The organism is Thermosynechococcus sp. TG215 (assembly GCF_031583455.1).
Taxonomy (GTDB): Bacteria; Cyanobacteriota; Cyanobacteriia; order Thermosynechococcales; family Thermosynechococcaceae; genus Thermosynechococcus.
This window is the reverse complement of sequence record NZ_CP134178.1, coordinates 1-17,824: the sequence shown is the minus strand read 5'-3', so window position 1 is coordinate 17,824 and position 17,824 is coordinate 1. Positions and strand designations below refer to the sequence as shown.

General features: G+C 51.8%; 16 protein-coding genes. 8 read left to right on the top strand and 8 right to left on the bottom strand.

Annotated elements, in window-relative coordinates; translation table 11 throughout:
* Positions 1-9 precede the first annotated feature (9 nt).
* The 5 genes from RHJ02_RS00080 (at position 10) to RHJ02_RS00060 (ending at position 7,777) form a co-directional block, all read left to right on the top strand.
* On the top strand, positions 10-783 hold the full coding sequence (locus RHJ02_RS00080; protein ID WP_310437773.1) for a PH domain-containing protein: 774 nt from the start codon (positions 10-12) through the stop codon (positions 781-783).
* Between the two features lie 486 nt (positions 784-1,269).
* Positions 1,270-2,439 carry an RNA polymerase sigma factor RpoD gene (gene rpoD / locus RHJ02_RS00075; RefSeq protein ID WP_310744656.1) on the top strand — a complete coding sequence of 390 codons (1,170 nt, stop codon included), beginning with the start codon at positions 1,270-1,272 and terminating at the stop codon, positions 2,437-2,439.
* Positions 2,440-2,449: 10 nt separating this feature from the next.
* Entirely contained in the window at positions 2,450-2,785 is a 336-nt protein-coding gene (locus RHJ02_RS00070; protein ID WP_206200539.1) for a hypothetical protein, read from the top strand.
* A 28-nt stretch (positions 2,786-2,813) separates the two neighbouring features.
* On the top strand, positions 2,814-3,974 hold the full coding sequence (locus RHJ02_RS00065) for a PQQ-dependent sugar dehydrogenase (protein ID WP_399379853.1): 1,161 nt from the start codon (positions 2,814-2,816) through the stop codon (positions 3,972-3,974).
* A 158-nt stretch (positions 3,975-4,132) separates the two neighbouring features.
* Positions 4,133-7,777, top strand: a complete 3,645-nt coding sequence (locus tag RHJ02_RS00060; protein ID WP_310800306.1) for a right-handed parallel beta-helix repeat-containing protein — start codon at positions 4,133-4,135, stop codon at positions 7,775-7,777.
* Here the strand turns inward: RHJ02_RS00060 and RHJ02_RS00055 are convergent.
* Positions 7,774-8,040 (bottom strand): Asr1405/Asl0597 family protein, encoded by a 267-nt coding sequence (locus RHJ02_RS00055; protein WP_302678513.1) that lies wholly within the window; start codon positions 8,038-8,040, stop codon positions 7,774-7,776. The genes RHJ02_RS00060 and RHJ02_RS00055 overlap by 4 nt on opposite strands.
* Positions 8,041-8,145: 105 nt before the next feature.
* Between RHJ02_RS00055 and RHJ02_RS00050 the strand changes: the two genes are divergently transcribed.
* Positions 8,146-8,676, top strand: coding sequence for a Dps family protein (locus RHJ02_RS00050; RefSeq protein WP_302676899.1), 531 nt, complete (start codon positions 8,146-8,148; stop codon positions 8,674-8,676).
* A gap of 136 nt (positions 8,677-8,812) precedes the next feature.
* Here the strand turns inward: RHJ02_RS00050 and lipA are convergent, their stop codons facing one another.
* From lipA to RHJ02_RS00025, 5 genes are all read right to left on the bottom strand, one after another.
* Positions 8,813-9,709, bottom strand: coding sequence for a lipoyl synthase (gene lipA, locus RHJ02_RS00045; RefSeq protein WP_206201546.1), 897 nt, complete (start codon positions 9,707-9,709; stop codon positions 8,813-8,815).
* Positions 9,710-9,711: 2 nt separating this feature from the next.
* The gene (locus tag RHJ02_RS00040) at positions 9,712-10,722 is read right to left on the bottom strand and encodes a permease (protein WP_302676898.1); all 1,011 of its coding nucleotides are present in this window, start codon (positions 10,720-10,722) and stop codon (positions 9,712-9,714) included.
* A gap of 10 nt (positions 10,723-10,732) precedes the next feature.
* Complete coding sequence (locus tag RHJ02_RS00035) at positions 10,733-11,878, bottom strand: sugar phosphate nucleotidyltransferase (RefSeq protein ID WP_206200534.1); 1,146 nt, start codon at positions 11,876-11,878, stop codon at positions 10,733-10,735.
* 167 nt (positions 11,879-12,045) lie between these two features.
* Positions 12,046-12,750, bottom strand: a complete 705-nt coding sequence (locus RHJ02_RS00030) for a helix-turn-helix domain-containing protein (RefSeq protein ID WP_310800305.1) — start codon at positions 12,748-12,750, stop codon at positions 12,046-12,048.
* Between the two features lie 95 nt (positions 12,751-12,845).
* Complete coding sequence (locus RHJ02_RS00025) at positions 12,846-13,880, bottom strand: PstS family phosphate ABC transporter substrate-binding protein (protein ID WP_206200532.1); 1,035 nt, start codon at positions 13,878-13,880, stop codon at positions 12,846-12,848.
* Between the two features lie 155 nt (positions 13,881-14,035).
* Between RHJ02_RS00025 and RHJ02_RS00020 the strand changes: the two genes are divergently transcribed.
* Together RHJ02_RS00020 and RHJ02_RS00015 are read left to right on the top strand one after the other, a co-directional pair.
* On the top strand, positions 14,036-15,217 hold the full coding sequence (locus tag RHJ02_RS00020) for an aldo/keto reductase (protein WP_206201545.1): 1,182 nt from the start codon (positions 14,036-14,038) through the stop codon (positions 15,215-15,217).
* A gap of 100 nt (positions 15,218-15,317) precedes the next feature.
* The gene (locus RHJ02_RS00015; RefSeq protein ID WP_206200531.1) at positions 15,318-15,707 is read left to right on the top strand and encodes a hypothetical protein; all 390 of its coding nucleotides are present in this window, start codon (positions 15,318-15,320) and stop codon (positions 15,705-15,707) included.
* On the opposite strand, the gene ispD is transcribed toward RHJ02_RS00015, so the two are convergent.
* Together ispD and dnaA are read right to left on the bottom strand one after the other, a co-directional pair.
* Positions 15,704-16,411: a 2-C-methyl-D-erythritol 4-phosphate cytidylyltransferase gene (gene ispD, locus RHJ02_RS00010; protein WP_302678509.1), complete on the bottom strand. Its 708-nt coding sequence runs from the start codon at positions 16,409-16,411 to the stop codon at positions 15,704-15,706. The genes RHJ02_RS00015 and ispD overlap by 4 nt on opposite strands.
* Before the next feature lie 51 nt (positions 16,412-16,462).
* Positions 16,463-17,824, bottom strand: coding sequence for a chromosomal replication initiator protein DnaA (dnaA, locus tag RHJ02_RS00005; RefSeq protein ID WP_206200529.1), 1,362 nt, complete (start codon positions 17,822-17,824; stop codon positions 16,463-16,465).

The following is a 17,824-nucleotide window of genomic DNA, read 5'->3' as shown; positions in this document are numbered from 1 at the left end:
AATAGGGGCATGGAAATTATCGAGAAGTCTCAGCAGCGGCTGATTTTGCGCAGTCGCCCTTGGGGGGTGTGGCTGGCAGGTCTGATATTCTGTGTTGGTGCTGCTGTACCGATTTGGTTTGCAGCCCGCTATGAGCTGGTGTGCCGCCATGAGGTTCGCGTTATTGATAGTCGCTGTCGCTGGGTGCGCTCTGGGGCAACGGGGGTACAGATCACCCAAATTCCCCTGAATCGGCTCCAAGGGGTGGGCATTATCGAGCAGTGGCGCTCTAGTCGCGGACGACGCTACCGTGTCTATCAGGTGCACCTACAAACCGCCGCGGGTTCTATTGCCTTTGGTGAATTTACCCGCGATCGCCAGAATCGGGAAGCCGTTGCCGAACGCATCCGTCGCTTTTTGCAGCAGCCGCAACATCCCCCTTTAACATTAGTGGAAGACAACCACTGGTGGGGATTTTTGATCTTAGCTATTGGCTGGGGTCTAGGCTTACCCCTAATCTTTATCGAAGCCAAGGTGCTGGTGCTGGTTTTTGATAAAAGTGCAGGCGTGGTATCGCTGCAATATAGCAGTCTTCTCAGGACAGAAAAGAAAACCTTCCCTTGGCATGACCTCAAGGATGTCGTCGTACAGCTCTCCCGTGGTAAGAAGGGCAGAGTATCAGCTCGTTTGGCCTTGGAGTTACAGAATGGGCAGGTAATTCCCCTGCGGTTTTATTACAGCAGTGATGTCAGGGGCACTCAGGCACTGCAAGCCACGATTCGGGCGTTTCGTGATCGTTCGTGATCAAACGTAACGGGTACGGCGGAACGGTGATAAATTAGCTAGGCTAGAAGCAAGAAATTTCCCTCAGCAGGGATAGAAATTTTATCTGAGAATAGCAAATTAGAATTTGTTAGCGGTTGTTGACGCGAGCGATCGCTAGCCCTGAATTCCCGAAAAATTTATCCCTTTGCTGTGGGCGATTTCTGTTAGAAAGGCTACAATCAATGAGGTTTTAGTTAAAATTAGTCAAAAGATTCCTGCACAGTCTCAACCGCTCGCTACTGCCTGCTCCCTGACCCCGTGGGTCACACAGGAAATTTTTCAAGATGATCCAGCGGCAGAGATCCTGAGGATGTGGAATCTAGAGCCTATGCCCCCGTCCAACCGCTTTCCTTAGCTACATTCCATGATTGAAATGTGGCTGACGATTCTAGCGTCACCAAAGGCAACGGTTGCCGACAACACACTGACAATACACATTTAGGGAGATTTTACGAGGACAACGGCATGACCCAAGCGAATGTACTTGACGTTTACGACCCCGCAACAGCCCCCCTTGAGGATGAGGTGGCTCTACTCAGTGACTATGGCCTTGATGCTGTAGAAGCCGAAGAAGAGGAGGAGAGCGAAGACTTTGAGGAGGTCAGCGACGATCTTGACGACAAGCCCACAAAAGGTCGTGCCAGCCGACGGCGGACACAGGTCAAGAAGAAACACTACACCGAGGACTCGATACGCCTCTATTTGCAAGAAATTGGCCGCATTCGTCTGTTGCGTGCCGACGAGGAAATTGAATTGGCGCGCAAAATTGCCGATCTCCTAGAAATGGAGCGAGTGCGCGATCGCCTGTGCGAACAACTGGGCTGTACCCCTGAAGAACTAGAGCGCAATCCCGAACCCTGGGCGAAGGAACTGGGGATGACGGTGCAGGCATTTCGGCATCGTCTCTTTGTCGGTCGCAAAGCCAAGGAAAAAATGGTGCAGTCGAACCTGCGACTGGTGGTGTCGATCGCCAAAAAATACATGAACCGGGGGCTATCCTTTCAGGACTTGATTCAAGAGGGCAGCCTAGGGCTCATCCGCGCTGCCGAGAAATTTGACCACGAAAAGGGCTATAAATTTTCCACCTACGCCACCTGGTGGATTCGCCAAGCCATTACCCGTGCCATTGCCGATCAATCCCGCACCATTCGTCTGCCTGTGCACCTGTACGAAACCATTTCGCGGATTAAGAAAACCACTAAACTCCTCTCACAGGAAATGGGGCGCAAACCCACTGAGGAAGAAATTGCCGATCGCATGGAAATGACCATTGAAAAACTGCGCTTCATTGCCAAATCGGCACAACTGCCCATCTCCCTAGAAACCCCTATCGGTAAAGAAGAGGATTCCCGTCTGGGGGACTTCATTGAATCTGAGGGTGAAACCCCTGAAGATCAAGTGTCCAAGCACCTGCTGCGCGAAGATTTAGAAACAGTATTGTGCACCCTTAGCCCCCGCGAGCGAGATGTGTTAAAACTGCGGTATGGCTTGGACGATGGTCGCATGAAAACGTTGGAGGAAATTGGTCAACTCTTTAACGTCACCCGTGAGCGCATTCGCCAAATTGAGGCCAAGGCCCTGCGGAAACTGCGCCATCCCAACCGCAACAGTGTCCTCAAAGAATACATTCGTTAAGGAGTCGTTTATGTTGCGTCCCCTCATTGCCCTGACCGTTGGCCTGTCTGCCACTTTGGTGGCAATGCCGCAACCCAGTTCTGCCCAAGCCTGTGCCTATGCCAAAGGGCTAAGTCATCAAAGTCTGAGTAATTCCTCATTCTTCGATAGCAGCAAGCTGCCGATCGCCCTTGGACTGGGTGCAGGTGCAATTACAGCAGCGGCAGTGGGGGTGACCCTCTGGCAACGGCGGCAGCAAACGGATGCCCCGACCCCTGCTTCTGATGCTGCCTCTTTGGAACTGCCGGTGGTCTTGCCAGAGTCTGAAGGTGCAGAGCGTTCTGAAGATGTGACACCCATTGCCTAGTTATCGATTTGTCAAATTACTCCCCCTCATGGGGGCGATCGGGGTATTCCTAGGCTGTAGTCCCATTGCGCAGTCGGATACCCCGTTACCCTTATCAACCGCTGAACCCCTGTTAGAATCGCAGCCACCACCAACACTGGCGGTACGCATTGAAACCGTTGTTGAAGAGTTAGAGCATCCTTGGGCAGTAACTTGGCTGCCGGATGGCAGTGCGTTGATTACTGAGCGCCGCGGACGGTTGCGGCGATTTCACCAAGGGCGTTTGGGTTCACCTATTCGTGGCGTGCCGCCGGTCTTTGGCCAAGGCCAAGGGGGCTTATTGGATGTCGCCCTTCACCCCCGCTTTGCTGAAAACAATTGGGTTTATCTTACCTATGCCCATGGCACAGCATCCGCGAATCGTACTCGCCTAGCACGGGGGCGTCTGGTGGGCGATCGCCTTGAAGAGGTGACAGTTCTCTTTGAAGTCTCGCAAGCGAAAACTGGGGCACAGCATTTTGGCTCCCGCTTGGCTTGGCTCCCCGACGGCACATTGCTCATGGCCATTGGCGATGGCGGCAATCCCCCAATTGAACTGGAAGGCAAATTAATTCGCGAGCAAGCCCAAAACCGCCGCAGTCATTTGGGCAAAATTATTCGCCTGCGGGACGATGGCACTGTGCCGGAGGACAATCCTTTTGTGGGCGATGCCACGGCCACCCCCGAACTCTGGAGCTACGGCCACCGCAATATCCAAGGACTGGTGGTTGATCCAGTCACAGAAACGGTGTGGTCAACGGAGCACGGCTCCCTTGGTGGTGATGAACTCAATCGCATTGAGCGTGGTGCCAACTATGGTTGGCCAGTGGTCACCTATAGCCGTGAGTATTGGGGGGCAGAAATTACCCCAGAGCGGCGCCGGCCGGGAATGGTGGATCCTTTGGTGGTGTGGACACCGGCCATTGCGCCTTCAGGGCTAGCAGTTTATCGGGGCGATCGCGCTCCCCAGTGGCAAGGTGCCCTTTTTGCCGGCGGTCTCGTCTCCCAAGATGTGCGCAAAATTCGAGTCAATACTAACAATGCTGTTGCAAGCCAAGGATGCATTCCGATAGGTCAGCGGGTACGGGATGTGCGCCAAGGCCCCGATGGTTACCTGTACGTTCTCACCGACGATGCCCAAAATGGCCGATTGTTGCGTTTAATTCCTTAACGTTCAGCTAAACAAATCTTTATCGCCACTTAAATACAAGCCAATATCTTGAGTCGAGGAACAAAAAGCAGTCGCAGGTGAGGTGTGACTGCCGAATTGTGTGTTGAGGAGTGTATATGCGTTCTTGGGGGAAGCTTCTAGGAAGCTGCCTAGTTGGCTTGGGCATCATTTTGGGATTGAACAATGCAGCCGTTGGCCAGTCATCAGCAGAGGAAATGTTAGGGCCTCGAATCCAGCCCCGTGGAACGATTCGCTTCAATAGTGAAGGCGCTGGTTTTGATCACTACCTCAGTGCAGAAACATTTATTCCGTTCTTTCAACAGCAGGGTGCTAGCGTCGGCTTCTTTGAAGGCAAACTCCTCATGGCCACGCCCAATACAGCCTTGGGGTACAATTTGACCCTTGGCTACCGTGCCCTGACAGGCAATCAGAAATTTGCCCTTGGTGGCTACCTATCCTACGATTTTCGCAACACGGGAGATGCAGGTTTTAACCAGCTTGGGCTTGGTCTGGAACTCTTGGGAGATGTTGATGTCCGTATAAACGGCTATATCCCCCTAGGGACTCGGCAAGTCCTTCTCAATCAAGCAGTGGGTTCAATCGGCACCATTCAAAACAACCAGATTCTTCTTGATCGCGATCGCCTTTTCCAAGAAGCGCTGACGGGTTTTGACTTTGAAGTAGGAACCCGATTGGTTCCATTAGGTAAAGACTATCTGCGGGGTTACGCAGGTTTATACTACTACAGCGGTGAGAGTATTGCTGATTTTGTTGGCGTCCGTGCCCGTTTAGCTACCCGCCCTATTGAGTACCTCAGCCTCAGTGCAACAGTGCAAAATGATGATCGCTTTGGCACGAAAGCTTGGTTTGGAATTGGGGTTTCTTTTCCCGGTGTCGCAGGTAGTCGCCGCCGTGCTCCAGAACAGGGTCAAAATGTAGCAGCCCGTCTAGGTGAATCTCCAGAGCGTCTCAGCTTTATTACCGTTGATAACGAACTGGTTCAGGATCAAATTGCAGCAATTAATCCTGCCATAGGTCAACCCTATCGAGTTTTTACAGTTGATACTGGAGCAGGTAGCGCTGCCCGTATTAATGATTTACCCCTTGCTCAAAATGACATTGTCTTGGTTGGTGTTGCCGATACGGATGGCAATACCGCAGGTCAAGGCATTATTAATCTCCAAGATGGAGTTCAACTGCTTTCAGCAACTGTGAATCGACAACTTCCTAGTACACTTGGAACGATTACTATTCCTGCGCTCACACCGATTAACCAACAGCCTATTATAGCTGCCACTATTGTTTTAGCTAAGAATAATACAATTGATGGCTTCAATATTACACCGCCTGCCGGCCAACCTGCGATTATTGGTAATAACGTCAATCCACCGCGTATTCTCAACAATCAAATTACAACCATCAATGCCAACGGCATCAGTATAACGAATAGTACTGGTGTACAAATTACCAATAACCAAATTACGAGTACCAATGGCAGTGGCATCATTTTAGTCAATGCTGAATCCCCTGTGGTTCGCAATAATACCGTTACAATTACGAGCACAACTGCCCCTGCCTTTAACCGCCGTGGCATCAGCATTACTGAAAGCACCAACGCAACGATTGAAAATAACACTGTTAATGGTGGTATTGGTGAGGGAATTGGCCTAGATAATGCCCTTGGAAATGTAACTATTCGCGGCAACACTGTCCGTAATGTTGGCCAAACAGCAACAGATACTAACCTCGAAGCTAGCATCTTCATTCGCAACAATCGTGGCAACGCCAACATTACCATCGAAGATAACGTGACTGAAAACAACTTGACGCCAGGTAATCGTGTGGATGGAATTGAATTTAACCTCTGCCGTGGCGATAGCTTTGCTGTGGCTGACCGTTTCAGTGACAATCAGTTTGCGAACTGTGCGGCTCCCGCGAGTGCAACTGTTATCGTTCGGAACAATCAGATTCGCAACATTGGTACAGGTACCGACGGCAGTGATGGCATTGACTTCAATATTGGCGATGGTGCCAACCTCACAGCCGTTCTAGAAAATAACGTGGTTAACAATATTTCTGATGCGGGGATGACGTTTGATATTGTCAGCAGTGCGGCTCCAATTGCACCTCCCAGCGCAAACATCATAATTCGCAACAATGAGATACGCAACATCCTCAATGATGATGCCATCACGCTAGAGTCCAACAGTGCAGGACAAGTGGTACTAAACATTGAAAATAATGTAATCCAAAATATTGGCAATAGTAATGACGGCATTGACATTGAGTTCACAACAACGGCTGCAAGTCCAACCCCTGCACAAGTCAGAATTGTGGGGAATCAACTGAATAACATTAGCGATCGCGGGATTGAAGTGGACACCACTAATAATGCTCGCTTAGCAATTGAAATCAGCAACAACACCTTAACCAATACAGGCGAAGCAATTCGCTTACGTGGTCAAAATAACTCTGTATTGACGCCTACGGTTAACAACAATACCATCACCGTTACAAATGCCGCAGGTATTATCTTGCAAAATGTACAATCCCCTGTGGTTCGCAATAATACCGTTACAATTACGAGCACAACTGCCCCTGCCTTTAACCGCCGTGGCATCAGTATTACTGAAAGCACCAACGCAACGATTGAAAATAACACTGTTAATGGTGGTATTGGTGAGGGAATTGGCCTAGATAATGCCCTTGGAAATGTAACTATTCGTGGCAACACTGTCCGTAATGTTGGCCAAACAGCAACAGATACTAACCTCGAAGCTAGCATCTTCATTCGCAACAATCGTGGCAACGCCAACATTACCATCGAAGATAACGTGACTGAAAACAACTTGACGCCAGGTAATCGTGTGGATGGAATTGAATTTAACCTCTGCCGTGGCGATAGCTTTGCTGTGGCTGACCGTTTCAGTGACAATCAGTTTGCGAACTGTGCGGCTCCCGCGAGTGCAACTGTTATCGTTCGGAACAATCAGATTCGCAACATTGGTACAGGTACCGACGGCAGTGATGGCATTGACTTCAATATTGGCGATGGTGCCAACCTCACAGCCGTTCTAGAAAATAACGTGGTTAACAATATTTCTGATGCGGGGATGACGTTTGATATTGTCAGCAGTGCGGCTCCAATTGCACCTCCTAGCGCAAACATTACAATTCGCAACAATGAGATACGCAACATCCTCAATGATGATGCCATCACCCTAGAGTCGAATAGTGCGGGACAGGTGGTACTAAACATTGAAAATAATGTGATCCAAAATATTGGCAATGGTAATGACGGCATTGACATTGAGTTCACAACAACGGCTGCAAGTCCAACCCCTGCACAAGTCAGAATTGTGGGGAATCAGCTTTCTGGTGTCAGCGATCGCGGGATAGAAATCGATACCACTAACAATGCTAGCTTGCAACTTGAGGTTAGCAATAACAGTATCCAAGCAACAGCTGGTGGTGAAGCAGTGCGACTGCGTGCTCAGAATACTTCTCGCCTCAATGCCACAGTCAACAATAACACCCTCACTCAAGGGAATTCTACCACGAAAAGTTTACAGCTGCGGGCTGTTAATAGTGCAACCCTGTGTGCAAACGTATTTAGTAATGTCCAAACAAGTGGTGCAGGTTTCGAGTTACTACGTAGTGGTAGTAGCAGCCTCCGTATTGTTGATTCTCTTAATCTCAGCCTGAACAATGGTAATGTGGCCATCAACATAACTGGAACAGTTACCAATATCACGCCTGCCATATTCAGTGCTGCACCACCTGCGGGTTGTACATTCCCCTAGGACTCAGCAGGATTGTGATACTCACTCAAGGTGGTCAAAGAGTACTGCCAACAGTTTTCGAGCCAGTCTATCAAGGTCTCGCGAGGGGCAGAGACTTGGCGCACCACTGACCACACCTGTAAGGCAGCTAAGGGGGAGTTGACCTCGACCCTCAGGGGTTGATAGGGAGCATAGTCACAGGGCACCTCTAGATCAATCAACCGTTGGTAGATTGGCCAGCGTAATTGCCACTGAACTGCAATAAGGTGGGGGTTTATAGACATTCAATAAGCACTCCACTATTGAAAATGTACAGAAAGGTAGTTTAGGATCGGGCTGTCAGAGCTAAGTTGGTTAGCTCACTAGTGTCCGCAAAGGAGCATCGTGCTATGACGACCAGTGCATTGCCGCGCCAAGCCTTTGGCGAGATGAAAGATACCGTTGTACTGCTGGAGAAAGCCACCACTACGCCCATCTGTGAGGGGATGAATCGCCTCTTGGCCAGTTTTCAAGCCCTGTATTTGCAGTACCAAAAGCATCATTTTGTGGTTGAGGGGGCAGAATTTTATCCACTGCATCAGTTTTTCCAAGACTGCTATGAACAGGTGCAAGGTCACGTCCATGACTTGGGTGAACGTCTGAATGGTCTGGGGGGCGTGCCTGTGGCCGGTTTTCAACAGTTGGCCACGCTCTGCTGCTTTACCCCTGAACCGGAGGGGGCTTTTAATTGCCGCCAAATGCTCACTAATGATTTGCAGGCCGAACAGGCAATCATTGGTGTTCTGCGGCAACAGGCTACCCAAGCAGAGAGTTTGGGCGATCGCGCCACTGCCTACCTCTATGACCAAATCCTGCTGAAAACGGAGGAGCGTGCCTACCACATTGGTCATTTCTTGGCCAACGACAGCCTGAAGGCGTAGTCTTTCGCAATTTAGGTTAACGAACCTTAATGCAAGATCACGGTTGTCCATAAAACGCCCCCACCCAAGGGGGTTTTTTAATGCAGATTTTTCCTATTGCTTAGCCTAGCTTAGTTGCGATTAAATTGCAATAAATTTATCCGAGGAGGTTTGTTGCAGGACGCTGGCGGGGATACTGTTGCATCAGGGCACGCACCTGCTCGGCGTGGTAGGAACTACGGGTGAGGGGAGAGGAGACCACCTGCAAAAAGCCCATGGATTCGCCAAGCTGCCGCCATGCTTCAAATTGCTCTGGTGGAATAAAAGCCTGCACGGGTAAGTGTTTCGGACTCGGCTGCAGATACTGGCCAATCGTGAGAATGTCGCAGCCCACTTGACGCAGATCCGCCATCACTGCCGCCACTTCCTCAGGGGTTTCTCCCAAACCCACCATCATGCCTGACTTTGAGTAGATCCAAGGGGCGCGATCGCGCACCCGTTGCAGCAGTTCCAGACTGCGCTGATAGTTGCCTTGGGGACGCACCCGCCGATAGAGACGGGGCACGGTTTCGGTGTTGTGGTTCAGCACTTCGGGACTGGCGGCGAGAATTTGATCTAAGGCCTGCCAATTGCCACAGAGATCGGGAATGAGCACTTCAATGGTTGTTTGGGGCGATCGCGCCCGCACAGCCTGAATCGTGGCCACAAACTGAGAGGCACCACCATCAGCCAAGTCATCCCGATTTACCGAGGTAATGACAACATGATTGAGCCGCATTCGCACCACTGCTTCCGCCAGTCGCTGGGGTTCAGTGGCATCCAAGGGCAGTGGCTTTTTCGCAAAATCAATATCGCAGTAAGGACAAGCGCGGGTGCAAGCTGGCCCCATCATTAAAAATGTCGCCGTTCCCTCATGGAAACATTCACCAATATTGGGGCAAGAGGCCTCTTCGCAAACGGTATTGAGGTTTAAGTCCCGCAACAGTTCCTTGACGGAACCGACCCGCTGCCACTGGGGTGCTTTGACCCGTAACCACTCTGGCTTAACAACCACGGCTAACTCCACTGCAAATTCAAAAACAAACAAAGGGAAAACGTCAATTGTGCCACCAACAGAAAGAGGTAAATTAGAGCACGGGGGCGAAAAATCGTCAGCAGTAATCCCAGCCCCTTGAGATCTACCATCGGTCCGAGGACAAGAAAAGCGAGAATTGACCCCGGCGTAAACGTGGCAGCAAAGGCAAGGGCAAAAAAGGCATCAACCGTCGAGCAAATGGAAATCACTGTGCCCAAGATCATCATTGCCACAATCGAGATCACCGGCCCTTGGCCAAGGCTGAGAATGAGTTCGCGGGGAGCCGCCACCTGAATAAGAGTCGCCACTAGGCTACCGAGGACTAAAATTCCCCCCAATTCGCGAAATTCCTGCACCACATTCTCCAGGACTTGGGGCAGACGCTGCTGCCAAGGCATCGTTGCAGTCGGTGGCGCAAGCGTGAGAGTTTCCATGGCAAGGGGTTGGCCGGGGGTTCCCAACAGGTAGGTGCCTGACTGGAGCAAGGCCGGTATAGTGGCTGCTTGAGGCTGGGGACGACGCATGAGACTGGTGACGGTGGGCTGCAAAAAGGGGGTTAGATCCTTTTGGAAACTAAAAACCCAGCCAATAAGGGTGGCGATCGCTAGCGAAAAGAGGACGCGAAAGACGACAATTTCCGGTTGATCACGAAAGGCCGTCCACGTTGCCCAAATCACAATCGGGTTGATTGTCGGTGCTGCCAACAAAAAACCAATGGCCACGGATGTAGGCAGTCCTTGCACCAATAATCGCCGCGCCACCGGCACATTGCCACACTCACACACTGGAAAAAGAAAGCCAATGCAACTGCCGACCAAGGCCCCCAGCAGGGGCGATCGCGGCAAGCGACGAATGAGCGCCTGCTCATCTACAAATAGCAGCAGCGCGCTAGAGAGCAAAATGCCCAGCAGCAGAAACGGCACTGCCTCCACCAGTAGGCTCAGAAAAAGGGTAAAACCGCTTTGCAACTGATTCGCAAATGTTATGGGCATAGAGCCAGTTCTAAGACACAATCTCCTTCAACTCGAGGGGACTCGGCTGAATATCCGTTTGCCGTGAATCGGTAATTAGCCAATCGAGGGCAGCAGCCTTGAGATCAATCGTCGTACCTGTTTTGTCAACACAGTAGCGGCCAAAGACCAGCTTATCCACAAGACGCACATCCGAACCAAGGCGGGAATACTCAAAAATCACACAGTTATCGACGACAGCACCGCTACAAATGTGGCAATTGGGGCCAATCATCGTCGGCCCAATAATCGTTGCCCCATCTTCAATCTTGGTCATGCCGCCAATGTATACAGGGCCTTGAATTGTGACTTTATCCCAGTTGACCGCCACATTCAGCCCGGTATAAATGCCGGGGAACTGCTCATGGCCGGGAATCGAGACATTTTTAATTGTGCCCTCAAGAACGCCGCGCACCGCTTGCCAGTAATCGGGGACTTTACCAATATCAATCCATTCAAAGTCCATTGCTAGGCCATAGAAGGGGGCACCCATTTCCACCAATTTAGGGAACAGCTGGCTGCCAATGTCGTATTCCTGGTTGGAGGGAATGTAGTCGAGAATTTCTGGCTCAAAAATATAAATTCCCGTGTTGATATTGTTGCTCAGGGCTTCTTCAACGCTAGGTTTTTCTTGAAAAGCGATAATGCGATCGCTCTTATCGGTGACGACGACGCCATAGCTAGAGACATCCTCTTTGGGGACTGTTTTCATAATCACGGTAGCGATCGCCCCCTTTTGGCGATGCCAAGCCACCGCTGCCGTCAAATCCAAGTCAATGAGGGCATCCCCACACAGCACCACAAAGGTGTCATCAAAAAAGGGGTGAAAATCTTGAATTCGCTTGATCCCCCCCGCAGAGCCTAGGGCTTTGCCCACGAGTTCGCCATCCTTGATATAGCCCTCAAAGGAGTAGGCAATCTCCACACCAAAGCGTTGGCCATCCTGAAAATAGCTTTCAATTTCGTGGGCTAGGTGACTAACGTTCACCATAATTTCAGTAAACCCATGCTGCCGCAAAAGTTCTACCAAAAACTCCATCACCGGTTTTTGCAAAATTGGGATCATTGGCTTCGGAATGGTGTATGTAATCGGGCGTACCCGCGTGCCTTTTCCAGCCGCCAAGATCATTGCTTTCATATCGGTTTTACCTAATCTACCAACACTGAAAGGGAGACACCCCCACTCGTGATAACAGCCCTTTTCACAAGGTACGCAAGACTCTGGAAAGAGCCAAAGCTATGGTTGATCACTACTCCTTGAGGAACCCCACGTTTTAGAAAAGGGCTGTCCCCCCCTAGCTTACCTCAATCCAGGGCATACACTCGTCCATGGTAGAGCAAGCGGGTAATCCCTTTGGACTGAAGATAGCTGCGCACTTTCCGCAGCATTTCGCCGTCGGGCACCTTAATAACGGTCTTGCGCCACTGGACATCACTGGCCTTATAGAGGCGTTGATTTTGCTGGGAATAGCGTAGAGCCACGGGGCGGCTATCGAAAATGGGTAGGGTACTTTGTTGCGCTTCCTCACTAGAGAGGGCACCTAAACCGCGAAAGGCTTCTAGGGGACGGGTGAGCAGTTCCGCCCGCCGATCCACAACAACATAACAAGGACGGGGCAGCACTGCTTCTGCAAGGGGAATGACCTCCACCGACTGCACCACTTCTACATCGGCGAGATCCGGTAAGGGAATATCCCCCTCAAGTTCCTCGTCATCGTCATCTTCGAGATCGTCATCCTCTGCATCACTGTAGTCATCCTCATCGAGGACAACGGCCTCTGCCGTCTCTACATCTTCTAGATCCTCTTCCTCTGACATGTCATCCGTTGCAGCCACCGCCAATAGGGGAGCTTCAGGGGCAGCCGCTTCTTCTTCCATTTGTTTGATCACACGCCGAATGGTGTTTTCACTCACACCAAATTCCGCTGCTAGAGCTTTGATCGTTTGTCCGGCGGTGTACTGTTGAAAGACACGCTGGCGTTCGCTGTCACTGAGTCGCTTGTAGGTCATGGATTCAGATTAAGAAGCAGGTGGCCAGATCTATTATCTGGGGTGGCGGTGCCAGAATATTGATTTCAGCCAAAACCCTGTTCAGGGGGCGATCGCTAGCGCAGGCGCACAAATCCTGCCTTTTCAATGGCGGCTTGCCCTTGATCCGTGAGCAAGAGTGCAGCGTAGGCACGTCCTGCTTGGGCATCGAGGCTATTGTCCTCCTTGGTAATGACAAATAGGCGGCGGGTGATGGGATACGTCCCCTCTTGAAATGCACGCTGATTCAGTTGGTTGCGCTCTTGGGGACACTGCTCAGGGGGAACATAGGGATCTTGATAGGGAGGCACGTACTCATTGGCTTGGCGGCCGAGGGGAAGCGGGTGGATGCTGCACTGACCCACGACCTCCGGCGCAGAGGCATAATAAATACCCCCCAGTGTCGCGGCGACGCGCCGTAGGCCATCGGTGGTATCGCGAACCATGACCACATTGCGACCAAAAGGCTGCTTCCCTAGCACTTCCTGAATAAAGTATTCAACAGTACCACCATCTTCCGGACGGCGAGAGAAGGGGGTAATCTTTTGGTTGGGGCCGCCCACCTGTTGCCAATTGGTTACTTTGCCGGTGTAAATATCCACCACTTGTTGCACCGTCAGTCCGGGAATTTCTAGCCTCGGATTGACAGCGATCGCCAGCCCATCAATGGCAACAGGAATGGCAGTTAATTTAATACCCTGAGCCGCTGCCTTGGCTAGCTCTTCGTCCTTGAGGGGACGGGAAGATTGCGAGAAAGACAGTTGATGATTCAATAACATGCGGATCCCACTGCCCGACCCCGGCGTTCCAGTGGGCGGATCCACATAGCGCAGTTGAAAATTGGGCCAAGCCGCCTGCAGCAGCGGATCCACATCGCGGCGAATGGGTGCCCAAGTGGTGCTACCGCCATAATTAAAAAGACCACTGGGGACATTCTTGACTTGGGTAAACGTGGATTGACCCTTGGTTCCGAGATTGAGACCACCATTGCCAATGATTTCGCCGTTATTGATGAGGCGAAGCACCAGCCCTGCACCAATGCCCAAAAGGCCGAGGGTGGCCAGCAAGGAAAGGAGTAGAGGCAGGAGAGAATTGCTTTTCCCTTGGAACATACAAAATAATTGCTGTCATTTTTTTCCAGCCTAGCCCAAACCAAGGGATGTTGTGGATACTCTCTTCAGTGCCGCTGCCTCAGCCCCTCATGCCCCCGTTAGCGCAGGATCGGGAATTTCGCGACAATGATGAAGAAACGTTTATTGAGTTGACTATGCGCTACCGTCGCTTTGGTCGCACCCAATTACCAATGCCTGTCTTTTCCTGTGGCGGCATGCGCTATCAGTTTTCATGGCAGGATGTCAGCCCGAGTACGATTCCAGAAGAAAATCAACGCAATTTAGAGGCGACGATTTGCCGAGCCGTCGAGCTAGGCATTAATCATATTGAAACCGCCCGCGGCTATGGCACCTCAGAAGTGCAGTTGGGCAAAATTCTGCCGCGGCTGCCTCGCGAAAAGCTGATCGTGCAAACCAAAGTGGGGCCGCGACCCACCGCCAAGGAATTTCGGGCAACCTTGGAAACCTCGCTGCGTAATCTGCGGCTGGACTACATCGATTTGCTGGCGATTCATGGCCTTAATTTGCCAGAGCATCTGGAACAGGTGCTGCGACCGGGGGGATGCCTAGAGGTGGCACGGGACTGGCAAGCGGCAGGAAAGATCCGCTTCATTGGCTTTTCTACCCACGGCAGTCTGGAGGTGATCCGCCGGGCGATCGCCAGCGATGCCTTTGACTACGTCAATCTGCACTGGTACTACATCAATCAGCAGAATTGGCCCGCCATCCTCGATGCCCAAGCGCGGGATATGGGCGTCTTTATCATTAGCCCTGCGGATAAGGGGGGGATGCTCTACAAGCCACCCCAACGCCTAGTGGAACTGTGTGCCCCCTTAAGCCCAATGGTCTTTAACGATTTGTTTTGCCTCTCCCATCCCCAAGTGCATACCCTGAGTGTCGGTGCTGCTCGCCCCAGTGATTTTGATGAGCATCTCAAGGTGCTCGATCTGTTGGATCGGGCCGATGAAATTTTGCCGCCGATCTTGGCGCGACTGGAGCAAGCCGCCATTGAGCGGTTGGGGGAAGACTGGTACCACACTTGGCATCAGGGATTGCCCGACTATCGCCACACCCCCGGTGAGGTGAATATCCCCACCATTCTCTGGCTGTGGAATCTGGTGCAGGCCTACGATTTGCTGGACTATGCGCGGATGCGCTATAACTTGCTTGGCAACGGCGGCCACTGGTTTCCTGGAGCCAATGCAGCCCAAGTCAAGCACTTGGATTTAGACCCCTGTTTGCAAAAGAGTCCCCATCGGCAGAAGATTCCAAGGATTTTGCAGGCAGCCCATGATCTGCTCAGTGGCACGCCGCAGCAGCGATTATCTCAATCTTGAGGATAGGGGGGGTTCCCCCAGCAAATCGCGGACAATTCCCCTAGGCGATCGCTCTAGGTGCCACCGACAATAAAAGTATCAAGGGTAAGAGGTCAACACCATGGATTTCATCTATCACCTCAGCAATGCCAGCCTTACCCTGCGGGTTGTGCAATTCTTGCATGAATACGCCAAGCTACCAATACAGTTTGTTACAGTCATTCATCAAGTGGATGGGTGGGTGATTCGCATTAAAATGCATTCGCCCCTCTCCAACGAACAAGCAGGGAATTTCCGCGCCTTCTTGAACGAATTGGGATTCCCCTACACACCGGGGATTTCGCTGAAAATGGCACTGTGGGCACTGGAAACCGGACAGTCAATGGTGGATGTGATGCGCCGTTATCAAGTGGCGATCGTTTCCCACGGCTACCCCAACTACGATGACATCGAAGCGTTTCGCAAGCAGTTCATTCAAGGCTTGGGCTACTGTCCCGAAACCTTGGCCTAGGGCATCGTGTCCCCTTGGCCTTGCTCCCGGCGATGCTGCAAGATTCGTTCTGCAAGGGGGAGATCGCTGGGAGTGGTGATCTTGAGATTGGTTTCTTCGCCCAAGACAATATGTACGGCATAGCCTAGGCGTTCAAAGAGGGCAGCATCATCTGTAACTTCCCAGCCTTTGACCACCGCCATTTCATGGGCAATACGCAACGGCTCGACGCGAAAGCCTTGGGGAGTTTGAGCGGCCCACAGGGAGTCCCGCTCTGGGGTTTGGACAACAACCCCTTCATGGTTGACAATTTTAATCGTATCTTTGACCGGCACGGCGGCAATGAGTCCGGCATAGGTCTCTAGGGCTTGGGCACAGCGGTTGATCAGATCGGGGGTGGCAAGGCAGCGGGCACCATCGTGGATCAGCACCTGCTCAGCCCTTTCGGGAAGTGCCTGTAACCCATTAAAAACGGAGGCTTGACGGGTCTCACCCCCTTCGATGAGCTGGACGGGCTGCCGTAGGTTCAAGTCCCCAAGGAGTGCTTCCCAAGTGGGAAAATCCTCTGGCTGGCCAATAACGCCAATCCATTCAATCGCTTCCGCAGCAGCCACCGCTGCCAATGTCCATGCCAACAGGGGTTTACCCAAGAGTTGCAAGCGCAGTTTATTGTGGCCTGCCCCCATGCGTTTACCCATGCCGGCGGCGGGAATGAGGATGTGCATTCATACCCCTTTCAAGACTGTTTTTATCTTGGCATAGAAAGGCTCTGCGCACTATGGCTCTGTGGGACGGCTGGCCAAGTTAATGCGATCGCTGAGTTGTCGCAGCAGGCTGCCCATTTCTGGATCGGTACGTTGCAGTTCGGCCACCTTGTCACAGCTATACATGACGGTGGTGTGATCCTTGCCGCCAAACTCTTCACCAATTTTCGGCAGACTCAAGCCCGTGTATTGGCGCATCAGATACATACCCACTTGACGCGCCATGCTAATTTCGCGACGGCGGGAGTTGCCCTTGAGATCACTAATAGACACATTCAGGGCTTCAGAGACCACATTCAGGATCACCTCTGGGGAGGTCTCAATTTTGCGGATGGCTGGACTCAGAACGGGGGCAATATTTTCCACCGTCATCGGCAACCCAGAAATGGAAATGTAGGCCACCGCTCGAATCAGTGCCCCCTCTAGTTCCCGAATATTGGAAGTGTAGCTGGCGGCAATATACTCAATCACATCGCGGGGCAGGCGGATATTTTCGTACTCCGCTTTTTTCTGGAGAATGGCCATGCGGGTTTCCAAGTCCGGGGGTTGAATATCGGCGATCAGCCCCATGGAAAAGCGGGAGCAGAGGCGCTCTTGCAGGCGGGGAATTTGACTGGGGGGACGATCGCTGGCCAAAACCACCTGCTTACCGGCCTCGTGCAGTGTATTGAAGGTGTGAAAAAACTCCTCTTGGGTGTATTCCTTGCCCTCAATAAATTGAATATCATCCACGAGCATGACATCCACCGCCCGATAGTGCTCGCGAAAGCTCTGCATACTGTCTTTGCGGATGGCGGCAATCAAATCATTCGTAAACTGCTCGGTCGAGACATAGAAAATCTTGGCATTGGGGTCAATTTCCAAGCGATAGTGACCGATCGCCTGCATGAGATGGGTCTTGCCCAAGCCAACGCCGCCACAGAGAAAGAGAGGATTAAACTCCCGCCCCGGTGATTCCGCCACTGCCAAGCAGGCCGCATGGGCCATGCGATTATTGGGGCCAACGACATAGCGGGAAAAGACATACTTGGGATTCAGTTCACTGCCGCGATGACGAGCGGGCGGGGTGGTAGCCTCTACTTCAGCACGACTGGTGGGGCGAATGCTGGTGTCATGCTCTGCCCCTTGGGCGATCGCCAGCTCAATCTCCACCGCCTCACCGACAATTTCCCGTGCCACATCGGCAATGGTTTTCAAATAGTACTTTTGCAGCCAATTGCGGGCAAAGGGATTGGGGGTGCAAATCGTCAGGGTCTGGCCATCAAAGGACTGCACCGTTGCTGTTTTAATCCAAGTTTCAAACGTCGGGCGACTGAGCAACAGTTGCAACCGCTCCAAAATTTGGTGCCAGAGATCTTCGGCAGAGCTAATCAC